This window comes from Emticicia aquatica (genome assembly GCF_923079645.1).
Lineage (GTDB): Bacteria > Bacteroidota > Bacteroidia > Cytophagales > Spirosomataceae > Emticicia > Emticicia aquatica.
Genome location: NZ_CAKLPY010000001.1, coordinates 1,230,163 through 1,255,000, shown reverse-complemented (window position 1 = coordinate 1,255,000; position 24,838 = coordinate 1,230,163). Strand labels below are relative to the sequence as shown.

Annotated in this window: 18 protein-coding genes (1 of these 18 cut by a window edge); 7 read left to right on the top strand and 11 right to left on the bottom strand. The window is 33.9% G+C overall.

What is annotated here, in order from left to right; genetic code table 11:
- A protein-coding gene (gene purL, locus MJQ71_RS05505; protein WP_290370162.1) for a phosphoribosylformylglycinamidine synthase crosses the window boundary here: on the bottom strand, positions 1-3,451 show its 5' portion. Its footprint begins 278 nt before the window's first position; the window shows 3,451 of its 3,729 coding nt (coding positions 1-3,451); its start codon is at positions 3,449-3,451; the stop codon falls past the left edge of the window.
- A gap of 222 nt (positions 3,452-3,673) precedes the next feature.
- Here purL and mtaB point away from each other — a divergent pair, with 222 nt between their 5' ends.
- A complete protein-coding gene (gene mtaB, locus MJQ71_RS05500) occupies positions 3,674-5,005 on the top strand; it encodes a tRNA (N(6)-L-threonylcarbamoyladenosine(37)-C(2))-methylthiotransferase MtaB (RefSeq protein WP_238805244.1) in 1,332 nt (443 codons plus the stop codon).
- A 36-nt stretch (positions 5,006-5,041) separates the two neighbouring features.
- Here the strand turns inward: mtaB and MJQ71_RS05495 are convergent, their stop codons facing one another.
- From MJQ71_RS05495 to MJQ71_RS05470, 6 genes are all read right to left on the bottom strand, one after another.
- Positions 5,042-5,671, bottom strand: a complete 630-nt coding sequence (locus MJQ71_RS05495; RefSeq protein ID WP_238805242.1) for an L-threonylcarbamoyladenylate synthase — start codon at positions 5,669-5,671, stop codon at positions 5,042-5,044.
- A 52-nt stretch (positions 5,672-5,723) separates the two neighbouring features.
- Positions 5,724-7,100 carry an amidohydrolase gene (locus MJQ71_RS05490; RefSeq protein ID WP_238805240.1) on the bottom strand — a complete coding sequence of 459 codons (1,377 nt, stop codon included), beginning with the start codon at positions 7,098-7,100 and terminating at the stop codon, positions 5,724-5,726.
- Between the two features lie 172 nt (positions 7,101-7,272).
- Entirely contained in the window at positions 7,273-8,601 is a 1,329-nt protein-coding gene (locus MJQ71_RS05485; protein ID WP_238805238.1) for a galactokinase, read from the bottom strand.
- A gap of 59 nt (positions 8,602-8,660) precedes the next feature.
- Positions 8,661-9,839 carry a thiolase family protein gene (locus MJQ71_RS05480; protein ID WP_238805236.1) on the bottom strand — a complete coding sequence of 393 codons (1,179 nt, stop codon included), beginning with the start codon at positions 9,837-9,839 and terminating at the stop codon, positions 8,661-8,663.
- Between the two features lie 30 nt (positions 9,840-9,869).
- Positions 9,870-11,093 carry a sugar MFS transporter gene (locus MJQ71_RS05475; RefSeq protein ID WP_238805234.1) on the bottom strand — a complete coding sequence of 408 codons (1,224 nt, stop codon included), beginning with the start codon at positions 11,091-11,093 and terminating at the stop codon, positions 9,870-9,872.
- A gap of 37 nt (positions 11,094-11,130) precedes the next feature.
- Positions 11,131-12,474 carry a Gfo/Idh/MocA family protein gene (locus MJQ71_RS05470; RefSeq protein ID WP_238805232.1) on the bottom strand — a complete coding sequence of 448 codons (1,344 nt, stop codon included), beginning with the start codon at positions 12,472-12,474 and terminating at the stop codon, positions 11,131-11,133.
- A 397-nt stretch (positions 12,475-12,871) separates the two neighbouring features.
- On the opposite strand from MJQ71_RS05470, the gene MJQ71_RS05465 reads away from it, so the two are divergent.
- From MJQ71_RS05465 to MJQ71_RS05450, 4 genes are all read left to right on the top strand, one after another.
- Positions 12,872-13,267, top strand: a complete 396-nt coding sequence (locus MJQ71_RS05465) for a 6-pyruvoyl trahydropterin synthase family protein (protein ID WP_238805230.1) — start codon at positions 12,872-12,874, stop codon at positions 13,265-13,267.
- Positions 13,230-13,928 carry a GTP cyclohydrolase I FolE gene (gene folE, locus MJQ71_RS05460; protein WP_238805228.1) on the top strand — a complete coding sequence of 233 codons (699 nt, stop codon included), beginning with the start codon at positions 13,230-13,232 and terminating at the stop codon, positions 13,926-13,928. Before MJQ71_RS05465 ends, folE begins: the two co-directional genes overlap by 38 nt.
- 63 nt (positions 13,929-13,991) lie before the next feature.
- Complete coding sequence (locus tag MJQ71_RS05455; protein ID WP_238805227.1) at positions 13,992-14,693, top strand: SDR family NAD(P)-dependent oxidoreductase; 702 nt, start codon at positions 13,992-13,994, stop codon at positions 14,691-14,693.
- A 116-nt stretch (positions 14,694-14,809) separates the two neighbouring features.
- Positions 14,810-15,736 (top strand): SPFH domain-containing protein, encoded by a 927-nt coding sequence (locus tag MJQ71_RS05450; protein WP_238805226.1) that lies wholly within the window; start codon positions 14,810-14,812, stop codon positions 15,734-15,736.
- A 54-nt stretch (positions 15,737-15,790) separates the two neighbouring features.
- Here MJQ71_RS05450 and MJQ71_RS05445 read toward each other — a convergent pair whose 3' ends face one another.
- Together MJQ71_RS05445 and MJQ71_RS05440 are read right to left on the bottom strand one after the other, a co-directional pair.
- Positions 15,791-16,405 (bottom strand): LysE family translocator, encoded by a 615-nt coding sequence (locus MJQ71_RS05445; protein WP_238805225.1) that lies wholly within the window; start codon positions 16,403-16,405, stop codon positions 15,791-15,793.
- A 1-nt stretch (position 16,406) separates the two neighbouring features.
- Positions 16,407-16,955: an NUDIX domain-containing protein gene (locus MJQ71_RS05440; protein ID WP_238805224.1), complete on the bottom strand. Its 549-nt coding sequence runs from the start codon at positions 16,953-16,955 to the stop codon at positions 16,407-16,409.
- 195 nt (positions 16,956-17,150) lie between these two features.
- Here MJQ71_RS05440 and MJQ71_RS05435 point away from each other — a divergent pair, with 195 nt between their 5' ends.
- Positions 17,151-18,572 (top strand): glycoside hydrolase family 125 protein, encoded by a 1,422-nt coding sequence (locus MJQ71_RS05435; protein WP_238805223.1) that lies wholly within the window; start codon positions 17,151-17,153, stop codon positions 18,570-18,572.
- A gap of 61 nt (positions 18,573-18,633) precedes the next feature.
- Here MJQ71_RS05435 and MJQ71_RS05430 read toward each other — a convergent pair whose 3' ends face one another.
- Together MJQ71_RS05430 and MJQ71_RS05425 are read right to left on the bottom strand one after the other, a co-directional pair.
- Complete coding sequence (locus MJQ71_RS05430) at positions 18,634-20,109, bottom strand: DUF1501 domain-containing protein (protein ID WP_238805222.1); 1,476 nt, start codon at positions 20,107-20,109, stop codon at positions 18,634-18,636.
- Complete coding sequence (locus tag MJQ71_RS05425; RefSeq protein ID WP_238805221.1) at positions 20,106-22,856, bottom strand: DUF1553 domain-containing protein; 2,751 nt, start codon at positions 22,854-22,856, stop codon at positions 20,106-20,108. The genes MJQ71_RS05430 and MJQ71_RS05425 overlap by 4 nt, the downstream gene beginning before the upstream one ends.
- A 268-nt stretch (positions 22,857-23,124) precedes the next feature.
- Between MJQ71_RS05425 and MJQ71_RS05420 the strand changes: the two genes are divergently transcribed.
- A complete protein-coding gene (locus MJQ71_RS05420; RefSeq protein ID WP_238805219.1) occupies positions 23,125-24,660 on the top strand; it encodes a S10 family peptidase in 1,536 nt (511 codons plus the stop codon).
- The last annotated feature ends 178 nt before the right edge of the window (positions 24,661-24,838 follow it).

Sequence of the window (24,838 nt, the reverse complement as noted above, 5' to 3'; positions counted from 1 at the left end):
AAACCCAAACACCTAATGTGGCACCTTCTAAAGTTGAAAGCATGACAGAATTATTTTTCTGGACTTTCACAGAAGTAAAAATACTTTCGTGTTTATGAGATGTATTATGATGTAATTTTCCATGAACTTCATGTTCAGGATTGATTAACTCTAATTCCATTAATAATTGACATCCATTACAAATGCCCACCGAAAGTGTATCTTTTCTTGCAAAGAAATTTTTAAGAGCAATATTTGCTTTTTCATTGTATAAAAAAGCTCCAGCCCAACCTTTCGCAGAACCTAGAACATCTGAATTTGAGAATCCGCCAACAGCACCAATAAATTGAATATCCTCTAATGTTTCACGACCTGAAATAAGGTCTGTCATGTGAACGTCTTTTACATCAAAACCTGCTAAAAACATGGCATTGGCCATTTCTCTTTCAGAATTACTTCCTTTTTCACGAATAATAGCCGCTTTTGGTTTAGGTTTGGTCAAATCAATTATAGGTTTTTTCCCATCAAAATGATTTGGAAAAGAATATTTCAAAGGTTGATTTTTATAATTATTATACCTTTTTTGCGAAACACTATTTTTGGTTTGTTTGGAATCTAACAAGAATGATGTTTTATACCAAGTATCTCTTATTTCCGAAATATTGAACGTGAAAGAATCATTGTTATTTTTAATATTGATGCTATTTCCTTCAACTACAGTTCCAATTTTAAAAATCTCAATATTATTTTGAGCGAAAGTTTCTTCAATCTCTGAATTTGCTTGAAAAACAATACTTATGTTTTCGTTGAAAAATGCTTTAATAGTATCTCTTTCTCCTAAAGAAGTTAAATCATAATTTGCAGCTAAATTGACATCTGCAAAACACATTTCTAATAGTGTTGTTATAAGTCCACCACTGCCTACGTCATGTCCTGATTGAATTTGGCCTTTTTTAATTAATTCTTGAAAAACATTAAAGGCATTTTTTAAATATTCGGCATTAGTTATCGTCGGAACTTCATGGCCTACTTTATTCAATATTTGAGCAAACGAACTTCCACCCAATTTGAACGTGTCTTGTGAAAGATTTAGATAATAAATATTGCCACCATTTCTTTTTAAGACAGGTTCTATCACCTTTGTAATATCCGAGCAATTAGCACCAGCAGAAATAATAACAGTTCCTGGAGCAATTACTTCGTCATTAGGATATTTTTGTTTCATTGAAAGCGAATCTTTTCCTGTTGGAATATTGATTCCCAATTCAATGGCAAAATCTGAACATCCTTTTACTGCTTCGTATAAACGGGCATCTTCTCCTTCGTTTTTACAAGCCCACATCCAGTTTGCTGAAAGAGAAACAGATTTTAAGCCATCTTTCAATGGTGCAAAAACTATATTCGACAAAGATTCTCCAATGGCAGTTCTTGAAGCGGCAACTGGGTCAATCAATGCAGAAACAGGTGAATGTCCGATTGTAGTGGCAATTCCTTCTTTTCCTTTAAAATCTAAGGCCATTACGCCAACGTTATTCAAAGGCAATTGTAATGGTCCAACACATTGTTGTTTAGCAACGCGTCCACCTACGCAACGGTCAACTTTGTTTGTAAGCCAATCTTTACAAGCAACTGCCTCTAGTTGGAGTACTTGATTTAAGTATGTTGGTATATTTTCTGTCGAATAATTTAATCCATTATAACTTCTTTCAACAGTTTTATCTTCCATGATAAATTTGGGAGAGCTACCAAACATATCTTCAATGGCAAAATCCATTGGTTTTAACCCAGTTGATTTTGATTCAAAAGTAAATCTATGACTTCCTGTAATATCACCTACTTCATACATTGGCGAGCGTTCTCTGTCGGCAATTCTTTTAAGAATACCTAAATCTTTTTCACCAATTACTAAACCCATTCGTTCTTGCGATTCGTTTCCTATTATTTCTTTGGCAGAAAGGGTAGGGTCTCCAACTGGTAATTTATCAAGGTCAATCAAACCGCCAGTTTCTTCAACTAATTCTGATAGACAGTTTAAATGACCGCCAGCACCATGGTCATGAATAGAAACGATTGGATTATGATCACTTTCAACCAAGCCACGAATTGCATTTGCAGCTCGTTTTTGCATTTCAGGATTTGACCTTTGAATTGCATTCAATTCAATTCCAGAGCCAAAAGCACCTGTGTCTGCTGAAGAAACGGCCGCTCCTCCCATACCGATGCGGTAGTTTTCACCGCCTAAAATGACAACTTTATCTCCAACTGAAGGTTTCTGTTTTTTTGCTTGGCTTTCTTTTCCATAACCTACTCCTCCCGCCATCATTATAACTTTATCAAAACCTAGTTTACGGGCGTCTTCTTCGTGTTCGAATGTAAGTACTGAACCTGTAATCAATGGCTGACCAAATTTGTTTCCAAAATCTGAAGCTCCGTTGGACGCTTTGATCAAAATATCCATTGGTGTTTGATAAAGCCAAGGACGTTCGTTCATACCTTTTTCCCAAGGACGATTTTCCTCCAATCGAGAATATGATGTCATATAAACAGCAGTTCCTGCCAATGGAAGTGAACCTTGTCCACCTGCTAAACGGTCACGTATTTCACCACCCGAACCTGTAGCTGCTCCATTAAAAGGCTCAACAGTTGTTGGAAAATTGTGTGTTTCAGCTTTAACAGAAATCACAGAATCAAACTCTTTTTCTGAGTAAAAATCAGGTTTATCTGCACTTAATGGAGCGAATTGAGTTATTTTTGGGCCTTTTATGAACGCAACGTTATCTTTATAGGCAGAGACAATATCGTTTGGATGTGTTTCAGAAGTTTTCTTGATTAATTTGAAAAGAGAAGTTTCTTTTGCTTCGCCATCGATAACAAAAGTTCCGTTAAATATTTTGTGTCGACAATGCTCAGAATTTACTTGTGAAAAACCAAAAACTTCAGAATCTGTTAATTTCCTATTTAATTTGGTTGACAAATTATTTAAATATTCAACCTCTTCAATACTGAGCGAAAGCCCCTCTTTTTTATTGTAAGCAGCTATATCATCAATTTCTAAAATCGGTTCAGGATTGACATTGATAGAGTAGATTTTTTGATTTAATTCAGAATATTTTTGTGAAAGCATTGGGTCAAAATCTGTAAAATCTGCCACTACTTCCTGAAATTCTTCAATTCTAATAATTCCTGAAATACCCATGTTTTGAGTAATTTCAACGGCATTTGTACTCCAAGGAGTAATCATTGCCGCACGTGGACCAACAAAATAAGCATTTAATGACGAATCTATGGTGTTTGTAATCGTGTATCTGTTATCGGCTTGACTATTAAAAAGCCAAAGCAATTTTTTGATGTCTTCATTTGAAAGATTGTCTTGCGTTTGAACCGCAAATACTGTGTCTGACTGGTCGGCAGACCGATGGCTTCCGAAGAAATGAATCATTTGTTTTGCTATTTTTTTGGTTTGAAAACACAAAATTAATTTAATTAAGCGAACAAAGCGAGAAATAAATAATTTGAAAATTGTCGATTTGAAGATTAAAAAAATTGTTTATAAAACTTCTTGGAATAGTTATAATTGCTCAATTGTTTCTTAAAACACTCAACTTATAATTTTCGTAAAATACTTTGTAGTAAAATAATAGAATAAAAAAGAACGCTTTTTTCACTAACTTTGTACTAATATTTTAATAAAGTAATGAAAAAAGTAGCATTTTATACATTAGGTTGTAAACTCAATTATTCAGAAACCTCAACAATTGGACGGATGTTTGAAAGTCGTGGATTTCAGAAAGTGGAGTTTAATGAAAATCCAGATATTTTTATTATTAACACTTGTTCAGTAACTGAAAATGCCGACAAGAAATGCAAGAAAATTGTTAAAGAAGCGAGTCGTATAAATCCTGATGGTTTTGTAGCGATTATTGGTTGTTATGCACAATTAAAACCGAAAGAAATTGCGGAAATTGAAGGTGTTGATGCAGTTTTGGGAGCGGCTGAAAAGTTTCGTTTGGTTGATATTCTAGGTGATTTCGTGAAAGAACCTCGTAAAATTGAAGAAAAAGCGAAGATTTTTAATTCAAATATTGAAGAAGCCGTTGATTATCATACTTCATATTCATTAAACGACCGAACTCGTACTTTCTTGAAAGTACAAGATGGTTGTGATTATCCTTGTTCTTACTGTACAATTCCATTGGCGAGAGGAAAAAGTCGTTCGGATACCATTCAAAATGTCGTTAATGCTGCCCATGAAATTGCTGAAAGTGGTGTAAAAGAAATTGTTCTAACTGGTGTTAACATTGGCGATTTTGGTCTACAAAATGGTATTCGTGTTGAAACTTTTTTTGATTTAGTGAAAGCTTTAGATGAAGTAAAAGGGATTGAAAGATTCAGAATTTCAAGTATCGAACCCAATCTTTTGACTGATGAAATTATTGAATTTGTCTCCAAATCAAAGAAATTTGTACCACATTTTCATATTCCACTTCAATCGGGTTCTAGCAAAGTCTTGGCTTTGATGAAACGTCGTTATAAAAGAGAACTTTATGTTGAAAGAGTGAATAAAATTAAGGAATTAATGCCAGATTGCTGCATTGGAGTAGATGTAATAGTTGGTCATCCTGGCGAGACTGAAGAAGAGTTTTTGGAAACTTATAATTTTTTGAATGAACTGAATATCAGTTATTTACATGTATTTACCTATTCTGAAAGACCAAATACGCATGCAATAACGATTAAGCCAAGCGTTCCTCAAAATATACGTGCTGAGCGGTCAAAAATGTTGCATATTTTATCAGATAAAAAAAGAAGATTTTTTTATGAAAGCCAAGTTGGAAAGCAATTTTCTGTTCTTTTTGAAGAAGATATTGAAGATGGAAAGATGCACGGCTGGACAGAAAACTATGTAAGAGTGATGGCAAAATATGACCCAATATTAATTAATGAAACAAAGAAAGTTTGTTTAACATCGGTCAATGATAAAATGTTAGTTGAAGTTGATGAGATTGAAGAAATTGTTTATCATTAAAAAAAATCCGTGTTTTATCTTTAAAACACGGATTTTTTACAAAAATTGACTCAAATCACCCACACCTTCACGAATTACTTCAAAGTCGTCATCAACGGCTAAAACCACAGTTGAAGGCTCAATGCCACACCAACCTCCATCAATAATTATATCAACTTTTTCACTGTTTTGTTGATAGATAACCTCTATTTCATTGGGATATTCCAGCATATCATCAACATCGTCTTTCACTGAAGTTGTAATAATTGGATTGCCCAACATTTCAATTATTTTAAGAGGAATTTCGTGGTCAGGAATTCTGATACCAATTGTTTTACGTTTGGTTTGAAGCGTTTTGGGTAAATCTCCAGTTGCAGGAAGAATAAATGTAAAAGGACCAGGTAAAGCTCTTTTTAATAATCTAAATATATTATTTGAAACTTTTGCGTAAGTTGAAATATTACTTAAATCATGACAAACAATTGAAAAGTTATTATGCTGCAATTTTATTCCTTTGATTTTGCTTAATTTTTCAACAGCTTTTGTGTTAAAAATATCACAACCCATCGAATAAACTGTGTCGGTGGGATAAATGATTATTCCCCCATTTTTTAGACAATCTACCACATGACGAAGTTTTCTTTCATCTAAATTACTTGGAAAAATTTCAATTATTTCAGCAGACATGAATCCTTTATCAATTATTAAAGACTAATTATCAGCAATAGATTGCTGATAATTAGTCTTTAAAATATTTATTTACTTTTTTATCTTTTTTCCCTTTTGCAGTTGCCTGATTATCGGTCGATTTCACAGCGTTCATTTCCATATAATCAACTGTTAAATGAGCCAAAGATTTTAATCCTAAGGTAAAACCAGATTCATCTATATAAAAATCAGGTGTATGATGAGGAGCTGGGGTAGTGCTTCCTTTCGGTTTTCCACCTAAGAAGAAAAAGAATCCTGGAACTTTTTGTTGGAAAAAGCTAAAATCTTCTGCTCCTGTTTGAACTGGCTGTACTTTAACATTTTCTTTACCAGCGATCCCTTCAATTGAGCCAATCATTTTTTCTGTTAAAATTGGGTCATTGTAAGTTACAGGATAACCGGTATCAATTGTTACATCTGCTTTTGCACCTGCACTTTCAGCAATATTTGTAGCAACTTCTTTAATTCTACGGTGAACTAATTCTCGTTGTTCTGTTCCAAAAGTTCTGATTGTGCCAATCATATCAAGTGACTCAGAAATGATATTTTGACGAATACCTCCATGAATAGCTCCAACGGTTACAATGGCAGGATTTTCAGTAATATTTACATTTCTACTAACAATTGTTTGTAAACCCATCACAATTTGAGATGCAGTTACGATTGGGTCAACGCCTGACCAAGGATTTGCACCATGTGTTTGTTTGCCATTTATTTTTATTCCTAGTTGGTCAACTGCGGCCATTGTAGCACCAGAACGGTAGCCAATTGTGCCTACTTCAGTAACTGAACTAATATGTAATCCAAAAACGGCATCTACTTTTGGATTTTCCATCACACCTTCCATCACCATTAATTCTGCACCTGATTTGCCATTTTTTAGCAATTTTGGGTCATAAACTCCTTCTTCGGCAGGTTGAAATAAAAATTTAACTGTTCCAGCAATTTCGCTTTTCATTGAAGCTAAAACTTCTGCAACACCCATCAAGATTGCGACATGAGAATCATGACCACATGCGTGCATGACACCCGTTTTTTGACCATTGTATATTGTATTGACGGTTGATTTGAATGGAACATTAACTCTTTCACTTACAGGAAGTCCGTCCATATCTGCACGAAGAGCAACAACTGGGCCTGGTTTTCCACCTTTCAAAATACCCACAACGCCAGTTACAGCAACTTGTTCTTGCACTTCAATTCCTAAAGAGCGGAGATGGTCAGCCACGATTTTTGCTGTACGAACTTCCATATTTCCTAATTCTGGATGTTCATGAAAATCTCGACGCCAAGAAATAATTTTTTGTTCAATGGCATCAGCACCTGAATTAATTTTAGGTTTGAGAGCCGATTGACTAAATGCCAATCCACAAGAAATACTTAGGATGGTAGTTAGGATTTTTTTCATTATTTTAGTTTTTAGTTAAGATGATTCAAATTTAATCAAAAATCGTTTACAAATTATTTATTTCACATTAATTGCACTCATTGTTTCTTTAGAATATGCTTGGAAAATACATCTTTGATTTAAACATAATTAAGACAAAATTTTTTTAAAATGAATTTCTAGAAAAAATGACTTACTCAATAAAAATTAGTGATTCTTGATTGGTTAAATCTTTGTATTCTGCAAATAATTCTTTGGCTGATTGAATACCTTTTTCTCCATAAACCATAAGGCAAACGGTTCCGCCACTTCCTCCACCTGTTATTTTTGCCCCATAAATTCCTGATTCAAATCCTTTTCTTCGAGCCATTTCTACTATTTTATCAGTCATTTCATTGCCTAAACCGCAATTATTGTAACTTTCATGCGATTGATACATTAATTCGCCCATTAAAGGTAGAATGTGTATAAAGTTATTTTTATTGACAATTTTTAATAATTCTAAAAAAGAGCTAACCCTAAAATTTTCATAAATAGGGTGTTGTGTGCAAGCTTTAATATTATAAAATGTATCAGGTTTTATTTGAGAAAGACTATCATTTACAACGCCATAATCGTGAGTAAAATCCTTTCCATACATTGAATTAAGGTTTCGTGCATAATTTGATTCAAATTGAGAAGGTGAAATATTACTCAGAAAGCCGTTATATGGTAAATTTTCCGAAGACAATTTTTGAAGTTGAGCCTTATTAATACCGTGTTTTTGAGCAATAATAGAGTAACCCATAAAAGCTGCCGTACGCACTTCACTATAAGACGCTCCACTTACTGCATGTTTTATTCCACTATCTATGCCCAAGAAAGACAGATTTTCGGGAATTTCTACTAAATCAAATAAAATATCAGGTTGACATCGAATAGGGAGTAGTTTTGTGTTTTCGCCAAAATATGAAGCTAATTGGTCCATTAATCCGCATGGAGCTCCAACAACTAAGTTTTCGGCTTTTTGAGCAAGTTTTGGAAGCTCAGTATCAGTTAATTCGATAGAAAAAAGTTCACAAATCGATTTCAAAGTTGCTACTTCAAGAGCCGCAGAAGAAGAAACTCCTTTTCCAACAGGTACATCAGATTGAATTAAAATATCAAGACCACCTAATTTTAAATTCTTTTCCTTAGCAAGTACCAAATAACACCCAACGATATAAGCAGCCCAATCTCCACCTGGTAGGCTTTTAATATAGTGTCGGGTTTGTTCATAATTCTTTGGAATTTCGTCTAAATCAATATAGATTTCATTGTCTTTTTCTATATCTAAACTCTTGATATGAAGTTGATTATAGTTTCTGATGCTAATCGAAACTGTTGCTTTTTCCTTAATTGGTTTTTGAAGAACTAATGAGCCAGAATAATCAGCAATTCCACCCATTACATCCATTCTACCAGGAGAACTGCATTGAGTAATTAATTGATTTGGTCCGAAAAAGGACTGAATAATAGGGTTTGTACTTGAGTTTATTTTCATTTTAATCAAAAAAAACCTTGCAAGTTATTCATACTTGCAAGGTTTGAGTTCGAGATATTTTATATTTTCTCAATTATAATGGCACTTGCTCCTCCACCACCATTGCAAATGGCTGCTAGTCCGTAGCGAGCATTTTTTTTGTGAAGTACATTTATCAAGGTTGTTACAATTCTAGCTCCAGAACAACCAAGCGGATGCCCTAAAGAAACAGCTCCTCCAAAAACATTGACTTTATCATTGCTAATACCTAATACTTTCGCGAAAGCCATCGGAACAACTGCAAATGCTTCATTTATTTCAAAGAAATCAATATCATTTATACTTAAACCAGCTCTTTTAAGTGCTTTTTCTGCAGCCATTATTGGGGCAGTTGTAAACCATTCTGGTTCATGTTCAGCATCTGCATAAGCAATAATTTTAGCAATTGGTTTTAATCCATGATTCTCAATCGCGGCTTCAGAAGAGAGTAAAAGTGCCGATGCTCCATCATTGATTGTAGAAGCATTTGCGGCGGTAACAGTTCCATCTTTGGTAAAAACTGGTCTTAATGTTGGTATTTTATCAAAGTTTACGTTTTTAAATTCTTCATCTTCAGATACAACTTTAACATTACCTTTTTTGTCAGTTATTTCTACTGAAGTTACTTCCGATGTAAATAATCCATTTGCCCAAGCATCAGCTGAGCGTTTATATGATTGAATGGCAAAAGTATCTTGTTCTTCTCTTGAAATATCATATTTATTGGCTGTTGCATCTGCAAAACAGCCCATTGCATTGCCATCATAAACATTGACCAAACCATCTTTTGCCAATCCGTCAATTAATTCACCATTGCCATAACCGTATCCATAACGTGCTTTTGCTAAATAAAATGGAATCTGTGACATACATTCCATTCCACCCGCTATTACTAAATCATTCTGACCTAATTCTATTGATTGGCTACCAAAAATTATTGACTTCATCCCTGAAGCACAAACTTTATTAATGGTTGTAACATTTGTTTTGTTACTTAGCCCTCCGTATAATGCTGCTTGACGAGCGGGTGCTTGACCGACATTTGCTTGACAAACATTTCCAAATAATAATTCTTCGATCAAATTTGGGTCAATTCCAGCTTTTTCTACCGCAGATTTAATGGCAATTGCCCCTAATTTTGGTGCAGAAATACTGGAAAGTAAACCACCGAAACTACCAATTGGCGTTCGAACCGCTGAAATAATGAATGAATTTTGCACTATTATGATTGTTTAATGCTTGATGAATTTTTACCAACTCTTCTTTTTGTAACCAAACATTGCGAAATATAAAACAAAAGCGTAAAGCGGAATCATTATGGCGTAAGCAGTCTGAGAACTTTTAAGGGAATCAGACAAAATTCCATATAAATACGGTAAAATTGCTCCTCCCGCAATCATCATTATTAACCAAGCTGAGCCAACTTTTGTATATTTCCCTAATCCATCAATAGCCAATGGCCAAATTGCTGGCCACATAATTGCATTGGCAAGTCCTAAAACTGCAATGCAAAGTACTGATGTAAATCCAGTGGTTACCAATGCAAATATAGTAATGATAATACCAAAAATTGATGAAAGTTTTAACCAAGTTTGTTGAGAAACATATTTTGGGATTAAAACAATACCTAAAATATAACCCAACATCATTAACCATAGTGTATAAGTTCCAAATTGACTTGCTTCCTCGGTCGAAAAGCCTAGCGAAATACCGTAACTAATGATAGAATCGCCAGCAATTACTTCTACTCCAACGTAACAAAACAGTGCAATGAGTCCTAAAACTAAATTTGGAAATTGAAAAACACTTGCTTTAGCCGAAGTTGAAGCATCATTACCATCTTGCTCTTCACTGACTTCGGGTAAACCTTTCGTTAATTGAATCAAAACTGCAAGGGCAATCAAAACTCCTGTAAGTATCAAATATGGAGTTATTACTTTTTCAAGTTCAGCTTTGGGAGAAATAGCTACACCAGCAACACTTCCTGCTAAAAGAATACCACCAAAAACTTTTTGACTAATAATTCCAGCAGTTTTATTCGCTATTCCTAAAATGCTAATGCGTTGAGCGGCACTTTCTCTTGGCCCCAAAATAGTTGCGTACGGATTTGATGCCGTTTGTAGTAATGTCAGACCAATGCCAATAGTGAATAAACCTGCTAAAAACAATGGATATGATTCTGCTTTTGCGGCTGGAACAAAAATAAATGTACCAATCGCCATAATTGCTAAACCTATCGACATTCCTTTTTTGAAACCTACTTTTTTTAAAACTACTGACGACGGAATCGCCATTACAGTATATGAAATAAAGAATGCAAAAGTTACTAAATAGGAATTTGCATTACTCAAATCGAAGGCTTTTTTGAAAAATGAAATCAACGTTCCATTTACCCAAGTAACGAATCCAAATACAAAGAAAAGTAGTCCAATTATGATTAATGGACCAGTATAGTTTTTACTATTATCTTGCATAAAATTTAATTTTAGGGTTTATTTAAAGTTATAATCATTAAAAATTGTCGTCTAATCCAAAAATTGGTTTGTTGGTTTTCCATTTTCCACGTGTAAAATCAGGAATTTCTACTGGTGAACTTCCACGGGCAATTGATACCTCTGATAATGGACTGATAGCACTCCAAGCGGCAGCATCGTAGACATCAATCGGTGGAGCAACTTTATTTTTTACTGATTCAATGAATGCTCTAAGAACGAAAAAATCCATTCCACCGTGACCAGCATTTACAGCATCTTGTTCATATTTTTTCCATAACGGATGGTCATATTCTTTTTGGTAATCTGCAAAAGGTTCCCACGAATCATGTTTTTTTGAAACACCTTCTAAGTAAATTTGATTACCGTCGTTCATCCAAATCCCTTTTGTGCCTTGTGCTCTAAAACCTAATGAATAGGGTCTTGGACTATTTGTATCGTGAATAATCACAATATTTTCACCATTGGCACATTGAATAGTCGTCGTTACAATATCGCCACATTTGAATTTAACTTTCGCATTTGGATGGTCAGCTCCGCCATTTTCTACAATATAATTGTGCATTCCACGAGATTTTGTAGCTGTTGAGGTTAAATACTCAAAACGATTTCCTCGATTAATATCCATCCAATGAGCAACTGGACCAAGTCCATGCGTAGGATAAAGGTCACCATTTCTATCTACCGAATGTTGAGTACGCCATCTAGCTTCACTAAAACCTTTTTCACCAAACTCAACTCCCTTGCCATAGGCAGATTTTCCGTCGTTTAATTTAACAAATCTCAAATCGTGTTGATAGCCACAATGTCCGTATAGCATTTCGCCAAACATATTTTTACGAACCATGTTTAAAACCGACATAATATCTCGTCGATAACAAACATTTTCCAGAATCATGCAATGAGACCCAGTTTTTTCGTAAGTATCAACCAAATCCCAAGACTCTTGCAATGTGACTGTTGCTGAAACTTCAACACCAGCATATTTTCCAGCTTTCATTGCAGCAACAGACATCGGCACATGCCATTCCCAAGGGGTTGCTATTATAATTCCATCTAAATCATCTCTTTTTACAAAATTCTCAAAGTCTCTTTCTCCTTTTGTGTATGCGATAGGTTCTTTTTTGCCAAATTTTTTAAAAATTTTATTCGCTTCTGCAATTGAATTCAAATCAATATCGCAAATGGCTGGAATTTCTACATCGGAGCGATACAAGGCTTGTTCGAGGTGGTTTCGGCCACGAAGACCTACGCCAATAAAACCTAATCTAACTTTTTTATCATCCTTTAAATTGTTTTTTTTAACTATAAAAGGAATACTTGATGTTGCTAAACTGGTTGAAAGGAAATTTCTACGGTTCATATTTTAGGTTGGTTTGTAGATGACAAGTTAAATACTTTTTGTCTAATTCTAGAAAATATTCTTACAAAAGAAACTTTTTAAGTGATAAATACCAAAATTAAAATAAAATATTTTGATTTTAAGGAAAATATTAAAAAATAAATTTTGTTATTTTATAATAATAAAGAAAAAATATTTTAATTAAAAATCTGTATTGAAAAATACATAGTTTTTTTAAGAAAATCTTGAACAAAATAAAAATACGACTTGTTAATGTATTTGAAACTGTTTCTCTGAGCGAATCAACCGCCGCTCGGTAGCCTACAAGTGTTGTACACAACCTTTGTAATGACTGTCTGGCTAACTATTTATTCATCATTAAACATTAAACTTGGAATATCAAAAAAAAAGGGTTGCAGTGTTTCGTAAAGAACACTTCAATGCCGCACATCGACTTCACAATCCTGCTTGGACGGATGAAGAAAACAACCGTGTTTTTGGAAAATGCAATAATCCCAATTATCATGGACATAATTATGATTTGATTGTTCAACTGACGGGTGAAGTTGACCCGAAAACAGGATATGTTTTTGACATGAAAATTTTAAGCGATATAATCAAAGAGAATGTTTTAGATAAGTTTGACCACAAAAACTTAAATCTTGACACTGATGAATTTCGTGAATTGAATCCTTCAGCCGAAAACATTGCAATTGTAATTTATGAAATTTTGAGAACAAAAATTTCAAACCAATTTGATTTAAAAGTTAGACTTTATGAAACAGAAAGAAATTATGTCGAATATCCAATTTAAAGATAAATACGTAGTGAACGACTTATTATTAGACGACCAAGACCATCCGTTTACAAAATTAGATACACCTTTAAGAGAAGATGCCTTTGATTTGAATGACGATGAAAAAATCGAAATAATTGAAAAACATTTCAAAGAAATTATGTACACTTTAGGTCTTGATTTACTTGATGAAAGTTTACGAGGAACACCCCGCCGTGTTGCTAAAATGTATGTGAAAGAATTATTTTCTGGCTTAAATCCTGAAAATGAACCTGCGATGACGCTTTTCACCAACGAGTATAATTATAATGAAATGTTGGTTGAGAAAAATATTCAATTTTACTCTTGTTGTGAACATCATTTTGTGCCAATAGTTGGTAAAGTTCATGTGGCATATATTTCTAATGGAAAAGTAATTGGCTTATCGAAATTACACAGAATTGTTAATCATTTTGCACGCCGTCCGCAAGTTCAGGAAAGAATGACAATTCAAATAGGAAATGCAATCAAAAATGCGTTGATGACTGATGATGTTGCAGTTTTTGTTGATGCCGACCATCAATGTGTTTCTTCGAGAGGAGTAAAAGACCAAACTAGTTCGACAATCACATCATTTTACAGTGGAGCTTTCAATAAAGAAGAAAAAAGAAGCGAGTTTTTGAAAGTTTTAAGTATTTGATTTAAGTGGCTTCAAAACAATTCATTGATTCGGCTGTTTATTTTTAAACAAACAACCGAATCAATGTCTTTTCAAAACAAAAATTTCTTAATAGTTGGTGCTAGTTCTGGAATAGGGTTTTCTTTAGCACAAACATTAATCGAACAAGGTGCAAATGTGTTTTCAGCTTCAAGAACACAGCCTAATTTAGCTCTCAAACACTTCACTTGGGATGCATCAATTCCCGATAACCAAGTTTTTTCTGATTTACCAACAACATTAGACGGAATTGTTTATTGTCCAGGAACAATAAATTTGAAACCATTCAATCGCTTAACGAATGAAGATTTTCAAAAAGATTTTCAAATAAATGTGTTAGGAGCAATCAATGTCATTCAAACAAATCTTAATCGATTAAAATTAGCAGGAAATGCTTCGATTGTGCTTTTTAGCACAGTTGCGGTGCAGACTGGAATGGGTTTTCATGCTTCTGTTGCAGCATCAAAGGGAGCAATTGAAGGATTAGCCAAATCTCTTGCGGCTGAATTTTCGGTGTCTAAAATTCGTGTGAATGCAATTGCCCCTTCATTGACTGATACGCCTTTGGCTAAAATGTTGCTTTCGTCACCCGAAAAAATTGAGGCTTCCAATAAACGACATCCACTTGGCAGAGTTGGTAAAAGTGAAGATATTGCCTCGATGGCGAAGTTTTTACTTTCAGAGGAAGGAAGTTGGATTACTGGACAAATATTTCATATTGATGGTGGAATGGGTACATTGAAATGATAAATAGTTTTTTTACAAAAAAATAAGTAAAACTTACCATTTATAAAGAAAATAGCCTAGCTTGAAGTTTTTAATCTACATTTGACCATTAATTCTAACTAAAATCTTTAAAAACAATGGGAGCAATTTTTATTTTAATACCTGCTTTAGTAATTCTTTACTTATCAATTGTAATTGTTCAACAAGGAAATGTTGCTGTAATCACTATTTTCGGAAAGTATAGTCGAATAATGACGCCTGGTTTGAATTTCAAGATTCCGTTTATTGAATTTGTTTTTAGGACAATATCAATTCAAAACCGTTCGGCTGAATTGCAGTTTCAAGCAATTACCAATGACCAAGCAAATGTTTATTTTAAAGCAATGTTACTTTATACAGTAACTGATAATTCGGAAGACCAAATTAAAAATGTTGCATTTAAGTTTATTGACCAAGCCAATTTTATGCAAGCATTAGTTCGTTCAATCGAAGGTTCGATTCGTAGCTTCGTGGCAACAAAAAAACAAGCTGAGATTTTGGGATTGAGAAATGAAATTGTGGATGATGTAAAGGCAAATTTAGACCATATATTGAACGGCTGGGGCTATCATTTATTAGATTTACAAATCAATGATATTACTTTTGATGAAGAAATTGTAAAATCAATGTCGAGAGTTGTGGCATCAAATAACTTAAAAGCTGCAGCAGAAAATGAAGGTCAAGCGTTATTAATTACCAAAACTAAAGGTGCAGAAGCTGATGGAAATGCTATCAGGATTTCTGCCGAAGCAGAACGTGAAGCAGCTCGCCTTCGTGGGCAAGGATTAGCTCAATTTAGAGAAGAAATTGCAAAAGGTATGGCTGTTGCCGCAGCTGAAATGGAAAAAGCACATCTTGACCCATCAATAATATTATTTTCACTTTGGACAGAAACGATGCGTCAAGTAGCACAAGATGGGAAAGGAAATGTAATATTTATGGATGGTTCAGTTGAAGGTTTTGATAAGACAATGAAACAAATGATGGCCTTGAATCAAAATTCAGAGAATAAACAAAAGAAATAAAAAATCAATATTTAAAGTTAAAAAATGCCACATTTCGATGTGGCATTTTTATTTTTAGGATAGTCTGTATGCGTCGTAAACCATTTTAAGTCCAACACCAATAAAGACTAATCCTGAAATATATTTGATGTATAATATTGTTTTGTCGTTTAATTTGGTTTTAATTCTATCCGAAAAAATTGCGAAAGCAGATTCTAATACAAAAATTGTTAAAATACAAGTTGCAAAGAATAATGTTTCGTCAAAGACATCATATTTATAGCCTTTTAAGGTTGCAGAAACTAGCATCCAAGAAATAAAATTTACTGGATTAATGACATTTAGTAAAAAACCTTTTCCGAAAAAATAAAAAAAACGAGCCAGTTTAAAATCTTGTATTTTAGAAACAACTTTTGTTTTTCTGAATTGAACTACGCCCAAACTAATTAATAAAATTGCTCCAAATATTCTAGAATATAGTCCAAAATCAGGAATATTTGGAAGAAAAGAAGTGCCTAAAAAAGCAATTAAAACCATTAAGACATCACCAAAAACAACACCTAATGAAATTTTTATACCTGCTTTGTATCCATATTGAATACTATCTTGAATGAGAGCAAAGAAAACACTTCCGAAGCCAAAACTTAAAACTACACCAGTGAAAAATCCAAAAACAATTGCTTCAAGCATATTATAATCCTTTAAGACGTGCAACTTTTAAAATTCCTGCAACACTCATTGAGTCGGTTATTTCATCTGCTAAAACCAAATCAAGTGCTGCTTTTAATGAAACTTTTTTTACTTGAAGCTGTTCAGTTTCTTCGGGCTGACTTTCAGATTGCGTTAATTCTTCTGCCAAAAAAATAAAAGCAACTTCATTACAAACCGAATTTGAAGTATGTAATTTTGAAATCAAAGTCCATTTTTGAGCAATCAAACCTGTTTCTTCTTTCAATTCTCTTTTTGCCGTTGCTAATACTTCTTCTCCGTCAGGGCAACCTCCTTCAGGAATTTCCCACGAATATTCATTCAATGGAAACCGAAACTGTCCCACCAACCATGTATTGTCATCAGCATCAATAGGAACAACACCAACTGCAATATTTTTAAAATTCACTACACCATAAATGCCTTTTCCTCCGCTCGGATTAATTACATTTTGATGCACTACTTCAATCCAGTTATTTTCATACTTAACTTCTGAATCAAGTATTTGCCAAGGGTTAATAATTTCATTCATAATACAAAAATATAATAAATTCAGTAAGGATAAAAGCTGTAAAAGATTTGGAAGTTAATGTATAAACTTTGATGAAACATTTTAGACAAACAGAATTATTTATTTTATCCATTAATATTAGTTTTTCAATGCTATTTTTGAGAAAGTTTAGCATAAATTAGATTCATCCTTTTAAAAAATAATATTCAATTCAAAATGATACTTAATCGTAGAAAATTTATTCAAACGACCGCTCTTGCAAGTGCAGGGCTATTTATAAATAAAGATGCTTTTTCCAACCAATTTCCAATTGTACGAGTTTCGGTTGACCGACGAAATTTTAGTAGTCCAATTATTGAGGCGACAATAGAGCGAATGAAAACCACAATCAAAGATGCTGAATTGGCTTGGCTTTTTGAAAATTGTTTTCCAAATACACTAGATACAACTGTCAATTATAAAATTAAAGATGGCCGCCCTGACACTTTTGTAATTACGGGTGATATTCATGCCATGTGGTTGCGAGATAGCACTGCTCAAGTTACACCTTATCTGTCATTGATTAAAGAAGATGAAAAATTAAAGCAACTCATCGCTGGTGTAATCAATCGTCAAACTGAATGTATTTTGATTGACCCATATGCCAATGCATTCAATGATGGAGCTGGAAAATCTGAGTGGTTAAGTGACCATACTGTGATGAAACCTGAACTTCATGAACGAAAATGGGAGTTAGATTCGCTTTGTTATACAGTTCGATTGGCTTACAATTATTGGAAAATAGCTAAGGATACGAGTGTTTTTGATGAAAATTGGCTCAATGCCGCTAGTACAATTATTGAAACTTGCCGAGAACAGCAAAGAATAAATGGAACTGGAAAATATAAATTTGGAAGAACTACATCTTGGTCAACTGATACTGTTCCAGGAAATGGCTTTGGAAATGTTACAAAACCAAACGGTTTAATTCATAGTATTTTCAGGCCTTCCGATGATGCAGCTATTTATCCTTTCTTGATTCCGTCAAATTTATTTGCGGTTGTTTCATTCCGACAAATAGCTGAAATTTCAAAGCAAGTGTATAAAAATGCTGATTTTGCGAAAGTGTGTAACGATTTTGCAAATGAAGTTGAAATGGCGATTAATAAGCACGCAGTAATTAATCATCCTAAATTTGGAAAAATCTACGCTATGGAAGTGGATGGATTTGGAAATTGTTTGTTGCAAGATGATGCGAATGTGCCTAATTTAATGAGTTTACCATATTTAGGAGCAGTAAAAGCAGATAATTCAATTTATCTAAATACTCGTCGTTTTATATTAAGTGAAAATAATCCATATTTTTTCAAGGGAAAAGCTGCTGAAGGAGTCGGAAGTCCGCATACGTTGGTCAATCAAATTTGGCATTTGAGTATAATTATGCGAGCAATGACATCGAATGATGATAAAGAAATTTTACAGCAACTTCGATTTCTGAAAAAAACTCATGCAAATACAGGATTTATGCACGAATCATTTGATAAAGATGATGCAAAAAATTTTACTAGAAAATGGTTTGCTTGGGCAAATACTCTTTTTGGAGAAATGATTTTAAAGATTGAAAAAGAGCGGCCACATTTATTGAAAGCAATTCTTTGATTTAATTGACGAGCTAATTTGTTATGAATTCAAATTAGCTCGTTATCAAAATGGATATTTGTTATAAAATTTCTTTAATTACTTTTCCTGCTACATCTGTTAATCTAAAGTTTCTGCCTTGAAATGGGAATGTAAATTTTTCGTGGTCGAAGCCCATAATGTGCATGATAGTCGCTTGTAAATCGTGAATATGAGTTTTTCCTTTGATTCCATAATAACCTATTTCATCAGTTTCTCCATGAGAATAACCTTTTTTTAGACCAGCACCAGCCATAAACATTGTAAATGCATCTACATGATGGTCACGCCCTTTAAGCGGAGTATTATTATCTCCAGCACGATTTTCCATCATTGGTGTTCGCCCAAATTCACCACCCCAAACAATAAGTGTTTCGTCCAGTAATCCTCTTTGGCTCAAATCTTTAATTAAAGCGGTAATTGGTTTATCAACGTATTCTACATTTCTACGCAGACCAATATCAACTCCACTGCCAGCATCAGTTCCATGATTATCCCAACGGCGGTCAAAAAGCTGAACAACTCGAACTCCTTTTTCTATCAATTTTCTAGCTAAAAGACAATTATTTGCAAAACTTGCTTTTCCTATTTCAGTTCCATACATTTCGTGAATATATGCTGGCTCACTTAAAATATCCATCGTTTCTGGTACTTCAGCTTGCATTCTGAAAGCCATTTCGTATTGAGAAATTCTGGTTAATGTTTCTGGGTCACCAATTTCATTATAAGTCAATTCGTTAATTTTATTGATTGTTTCTATTGACTTTTGACGTAAATGAACATCAATTTCAGCAGGATTATTGATGTATAAAACTGGATCGCCTTTTGTCCGACATTGGACACCTTGATATACTGAAGGTAAGAAACCATTTCCCCATAAATATTTTCCAGCACTTGGTTCAGAACCCGAAACCAAAACTACATAGGCAGGTAAATTTTGATTTTCTGAACCTAAACCATAAGTTATCCATGAACCTAAGCTCGGACGCCCAACTCTGGAACTCCCTGTGTGCATAAATAATTGGGCAGGAGCATGATTAAATTCATCAGTGTGCATTGCTTTCAAAAAAGTAAGTTCATCAGCGAGTTGAGGCAAGTGCTTGAAATAATCAGAAAACCAAGCCCCAGATTGCCCATATTGCTGAAAAGTAGCTTGTGGACCAAGCATTTTCGGCACGCCTTTTATGAATGCGAAACGCTTACCTTCTAAGAGCGATTGTGGACAAAGTTGACCGTCTAACTTTGCTAATTCAGGTTTATAGTCGAATAATTCCAATTGAGATGGAGCTCCTTCCATGTGCAAATAAATAATATTCTTAGCTTTTGCGGGAAAATGTGGAGGTTTTACAGCAAAAGGATTTTCGTCTATACTTTTTTGTTCATTGCTCAAACAACCACCTAAAATTGACGAAATTGCTAATCCACCAAGACCCGAAGTGCATTTTTTTAGAAAATGACGACGGGTATTAAATGTGGCTTCATCAAAAAAAGCTTCTTCAAAAATTGATGTTCTTTTCATTTTGTTAGGAATTCGTCTAAATTCATCATTGCATTGGCAGTGATGGTAAAAGCAAAATATTCAGCTTTTTGCTTCTTTTTTCTTTTCAAATCAATCAAACTTTCTTGGAAAAGTTGAGTTAATAATTCAGATTTTTGCTTGGATGGAAGTTTTTGAAAAATAGCATAATATCCAGCACTAATTTTATCTTCTACCTTCTTAGATTTTATTTTTGCCATTTTTAAAGCAATATTTTGGGCAGCAGCATAATTAACTGTGTCGTTCAAAGCCGTTAATGCTTGCAAAGGAGTATTTGTTCTGATTCGTCGAGAAACACAAACATTTCTTTGAGGACTGTCAAAAGTTATCATTGAAGGATAGGGATTTGTTCGTCGCCAATAAGTATAAATTGCTCTTCTATTTTGATTTTGTTTCGATTCATTTCTCCAAGCGGCATCCGTCGGATTTGGCGGACGAACACTCGGCCCAAACATCTTTGTATTCAATAAATTACTCACAAAAAGAGCTTGGTCTCTCATTTGTTCCGACGAGAGCCTTACTCTAGGGCCACGGGCTAAAAGCAAGTTTCTTGGGTCTTTTGCTTGTAAATCCTTAGAAATAATGGCTGATTGCCGATATGTTGCCGACATAACCATTGTTTTCAGCAGACTTTTTACATGCCATTTTTGTTCTTTCATAAATTGAACGGCCAGCCAATCGAGTAATTCAGGGTGCGTAGGTTTTGCCCCCATACTTCCAAAATCTTCTAATGACTCGACTAGTCCAATGCCAAAAAGTTGTTCCCAGAAACGATTAACAATAACTCTTGAAGTTAAAGGATTATCTTTGTCAACGAGCCACTTAGCTAAACCAAGACGATTTTGGTCAAAATCATTCATTGATGGCAGAGATTTTGGTACATTAGGTTTTACCTCATTTCCTTTTAACATCCAATTACCTCTAGTAAAAACATGCATTTGTCTAGCCCTTGATTTTGGTCTTTCGGCCATAATTGGGGTAGCAATTGCTTCGATTTCTGCCAATTTTATTAAAGAATCTTGAAAAAACTTTGGAAAGGAATTTTTTGGAGATTTTTTGCTTTTTAGCTCCATCCAATCGAGGTGCATTAAATCAGTCCAAAAGTTTTTACCTTTGCGATAAACCAAGAAAACATCATGAATACCTTTTGTAGGCTTAACTTTTGCAGCGGATTGTGTGTATTGATTCCAACTATACCAACCAACATTTACTTCTTTTTCGCTACATTTTGTTTCAACTTTACTGATTAGTTCACCATCAACTTTATCAATTCGCATTTCTATAAAAGCATTTTCTGCACCACTTTGATACCTATAATTTACCTCATCAATATTTGTCAAATCGACATCCTCATAAACCGTAAATGCTCCTTCGGTTGTTTGCATGATTTCTTTTTGATTATTCCAAAGTTCGATGTGTCGGCTTGTGCTATCAAATGCTTCCGCTTCAATGCGATAAAATCCCATTTTTCTGACAAAACTTTGCCTTTTTTCATCTAGAGGAATATTATTTGAAAAAGTATTATCTTGAAGTTTGGCAGGTAATTGTTGTTGCATCCAATGCAAAAGACGATTTACTTTTTGCTCATTTTCAACTGTAAATGTTCTGAAAAGAGGTTTTTCATTGTATAAATCTCGGTCTTGCGTATTATTGAAATAAGCAGCTAATTGATAAAATTCTTCGTGACGAAATGGGTCATACGGATGGCTGTGACATTGAACACAAGCCATTGTTGTACCCTGCCAAACTTCCATTGTGGTAGAAACGCGGTCAATTAAAGCCATATTTCTAAATTCTTCATCGTTTGTGCCGCCTTCATCATTAGCCATTGTATTGCGATGAAATGCTGTAGCAATGAGTTGATTTTCAAGCTTTTCTGAAGGTTCATTAGGGGAGCGTGGAATTAAATCTCCAGCCAATTGTTCAATAGTAAATTGGTCGAAAGGCATATCTTTGTTGAAAGCTTGAATTACCCAATCTCTGTATTTCCAAATACTTCGGTCGAGGTCTTTTTCATAACCTTTTGAATCTGCATATCGGGCTAAATCAAGCCACATTGAAGCCCATCGCTCTCCAAATGCAGGAGATTTCAACAACCTTTCAACCTGTTTTTGATATGCATTTGCGGAATTATCATTAATAAAAATAGCAGTTTCTTGTGGAGTAGGGGGCAACCCAATTAAATCTAAACTTAATCGACGAAGTAAAGTTGCTTTGTCGGCTTCTTCCGAAGGTTTAAGTCCTTCTTGTTCTAATCGTTCGTAAATAAAATTATCAATTCCGTTGACAGCCCATTGTTTGCCTACATTTGGCGGTTCGATATTTTTGTTTGGTTTGATATACGACCAATGGTCTTCCCATTTAGCACCTTCATTAATCCATTGTTCAATTTTACTGATTTCTTCTGCTGTTAAAGGTTCTTTATCTTTTGGCATTCTGGCTTCCAAATCGTGTGTTTTCAACCGTTTTATTAGCTCAGAATTTTCCGAATCAAAAGGAATAATGGCATATTTGCCAGATTTTGCCTTTGAATAAGCTTCTTCTGGAAATAAAAGGCTAAAATTTCCATTTTTCTTTACTCCACCGTGGCAAACAATACATTTCTTATTGAAAATTGGTCGAATGGATTCATTATAGCTGATAATTGCTTTTCTTTCATTAAAAAAATAAACAAAAGCAATAATCGGAATCATAAAAATAACAATCCATTTTGCAGACAGGAAATTCATGAAAAATTAATTTGAAAATGTATAATTTCAATAATATTTTGCACTAATATAATTGATATTTATAAGATTATTAAATTTTTTTAATAATTTTGAATAATCCGATAAAAGCTACTTAAAATGCATTTTGGTATTATAAATATTGTTTTTTGAGTCTAAAATATTTGAATATTACAAAATGAAAGAAGTTTTCTTTTTTAAATAATGATTAGCTTACATTCTATTTATTTAACTTTTTTTAAAATCTATCCCTAAAAATTTACTCATCAGCATGAAAAAACTATTTTTCCCATTAGCGTTTATGAGTGTGTTTGCTTTTTCTCAAAATCAAACACGAACGCCCCAAATACCATCAACACCTCCAATAATCAAAGATGAAAAACCAGCTTTAACTATTCCTTTTAACCCAGATTCGTTTATTGTTACAGAACACATTACTACAATCAAAGGGCAAAAAGTACCTTTTCAAGCTACCACAGGAACAATGCCTGTTTGGGATGAAGAAGGTAAAGCGATTGCGGGATTATTTTATACTTATTATGAAAGAACTGATATTAAAGATAAAGCTTCTCGACCTTTGGTGATTTCATTTAATGGTGGGCCAGGTTCTGCTTCAGTTTGGATGCACATCGCTTACACAGGCCCGCATTTGCTTAATATTGATGATGAGGGTTATCCTGTTCAGCCTTATGGAATAAAAGAAAATCCGTATTCTATTTTGGACGTGGCTGATATTGTTTTTGTTAATCCTGTAAATACCGGTTTTTCAAGGCCGACAAGTAAAGATGTGCCGACTTCAAAATTTTTCGGAGTTAATGCTGATATTAAATATTTGGCAGATTGGATTGGTACATTTGTTACTCGTAGTAATCGTTGGGCTTCGCCAAAGTATTTGATTGGTGAAAGTTATGGAACAAATCGTGTTTCAGGACTAGCACTACAATTGCAAACTGCTCAATGGATGTATTTTAATGGTGTGATTCTAGTTTCACCAACTACGCTTGGTATTGAAAGAGGAGCTGCTTCTGGTGCTGCACTTAAACTTCCTTATTTTGCTGCCACAGCGTGGTATCATAAAATGCTGAGTCCAGATCTACAAAATAAAGATTTGACCGAAATGCTGCCCGAAGTTGAAAATTTTACGATAAATGAATTACTTCCTGCAATCAGTAGAGGTGGATTTTTGGAAGAATCAAAACGAAAAGAAATAGCAGCTAAAATGTCACGTTATTCTGGACTTTCAGAAAAAGTGATTTTACAAAATAACTTGGATATTCCACTAGATTTCTTTTGGAAAGAATTATTAAGGGATAAAGGTTATACAGTTGGGCGTCTTGATTCTCGTTACAGAGGAATTGACAAAAAAGATGCGGGAGAAAAACCTGATTTTAATTCAGAACTCACTTCTTGGTTACATTCATTTACGCCAGCAATTAATATTTATGTAAGGAATGAACTAAATTATAAAACAGACCTTAAATATTATATGTTTGGCCCTGTAAGTCCATGGGATAGAACTGGTGATAATACGGGTGAAAATTTAAGAGCAGCTATGGCACAAAATCCATATTTGCATGTAATGGTTCAATCGGGATATTTTGACGGTGCTTGTGATTATTTCAATGCAAAATATAATATGTGGCAAATGGACCCAAGTGGAAAACTGAAAGATAGAATGTCTTGGAAAGGTTATAGAAGTGGTCACATGATGTATCTACGTCGAGAAGATTTAGCTACCGGAAATGAAGATATCAGACAATTCATTAAGCAATCCTTACCAAAACAAGGTCAACCTGCAAAATATTAATTATTTTTTCTGTAAACAAAAGAGCCTCATTCTTAGATAATGAGGCTCTTTTGTTTTGGTCGAAGTATGATTTTATATAACATTGTTTATGATAATATATTAAATATAATTTATTTATAAGTTATTATTTTGTTGATTATATTATATAAATGTGATGTTTTTAAAAAAATTAAAAAAA

Excerpts from the sequence above, each read along its gene's own strand:
- mtaB (WP_238805244.1), top strand. The coding sequence starts at position 3,674 with ATGAAAAAAGTAGCATTTTATACATTAGGTTGTAAACTCAATTATTCA.
- MJQ71_RS05495 (WP_238805242.1), bottom strand. The coding sequence starts at position 5,671 with ATGTCTGCTGAAATAATTGAAATTTTTCCAAGTAATTTAGATGAAAGA.
- MJQ71_RS05490 (WP_238805240.1), bottom strand. The coding sequence starts at position 7,100 with ATGAAAAAAATCCTAACTACCATCCTAAGTATTTCTTGTGGATTGGCA.
- MJQ71_RS05485 (WP_238805238.1), bottom strand. The coding sequence starts at position 8,601 with ATGAAAATAAACTCAAGTACAAACCCTATTATTCAGTCCTTTTTCGGA.
- MJQ71_RS05475 (WP_238805234.1), bottom strand. The coding sequence starts at position 11,093 with ATGCAAGATAATAGTAAAAACTATACTGGTCCATTAATCATAATTGGA.
- MJQ71_RS05470 (WP_238805232.1), bottom strand. The coding sequence starts at position 12,474 with ATGAACCGTAGAAATTTCCTTTCAACCAGTTTAGCAACATCAAGTATT.
- folE (WP_238805228.1), top strand. The coding sequence starts at position 13,230 with ATGAAACAGAAAGAAATTATGTCGAATATCCAATTTAAAGATAAATAC.
- MJQ71_RS05455 (WP_238805227.1), top strand. The coding sequence starts at position 13,992 with ATGTCTTTTCAAAACAAAAATTTCTTAATAGTTGGTGCTAGTTCTGGA.
- MJQ71_RS05450 (WP_238805226.1), top strand. The coding sequence starts at position 14,810 with ATGGGAGCAATTTTTATTTTAATACCTGCTTTAGTAATTCTTTACTTA.
- MJQ71_RS05445 (WP_238805225.1), bottom strand. The coding sequence starts at position 16,405 with ATGCTTGAAGCAATTGTTTTTGGATTTTTCACTGGTGTAGTTTTAAGT.
- MJQ71_RS05440 (WP_238805224.1), bottom strand. The coding sequence starts at position 16,955 with ATGAATGAAATTATTAACCCTTGGCAAATACTTGATTCAGAAGTTAAG.
- MJQ71_RS05435 (WP_238805223.1), top strand. The coding sequence starts at position 17,151 with ATGATACTTAATCGTAGAAAATTTATTCAAACGACCGCTCTTGCAAGT.
- MJQ71_RS05430 (WP_238805222.1), bottom strand. The coding sequence starts at position 20,109 with ATGAAAAGAACATCAATTTTTGAAGAAGCTTTTTTTGATGAAGCCACA.
- MJQ71_RS05425 (WP_238805221.1), bottom strand. The coding sequence starts at position 22,856 with ATGAATTTCCTGTCTGCAAAATGGATTGTTATTTTTATGATTCCGATT.
- MJQ71_RS05420 (WP_238805219.1), top strand. The coding sequence starts at position 23,125 with ATGAAAAAACTATTTTTCCCATTAGCGTTTATGAGTGTGTTTGCTTTT.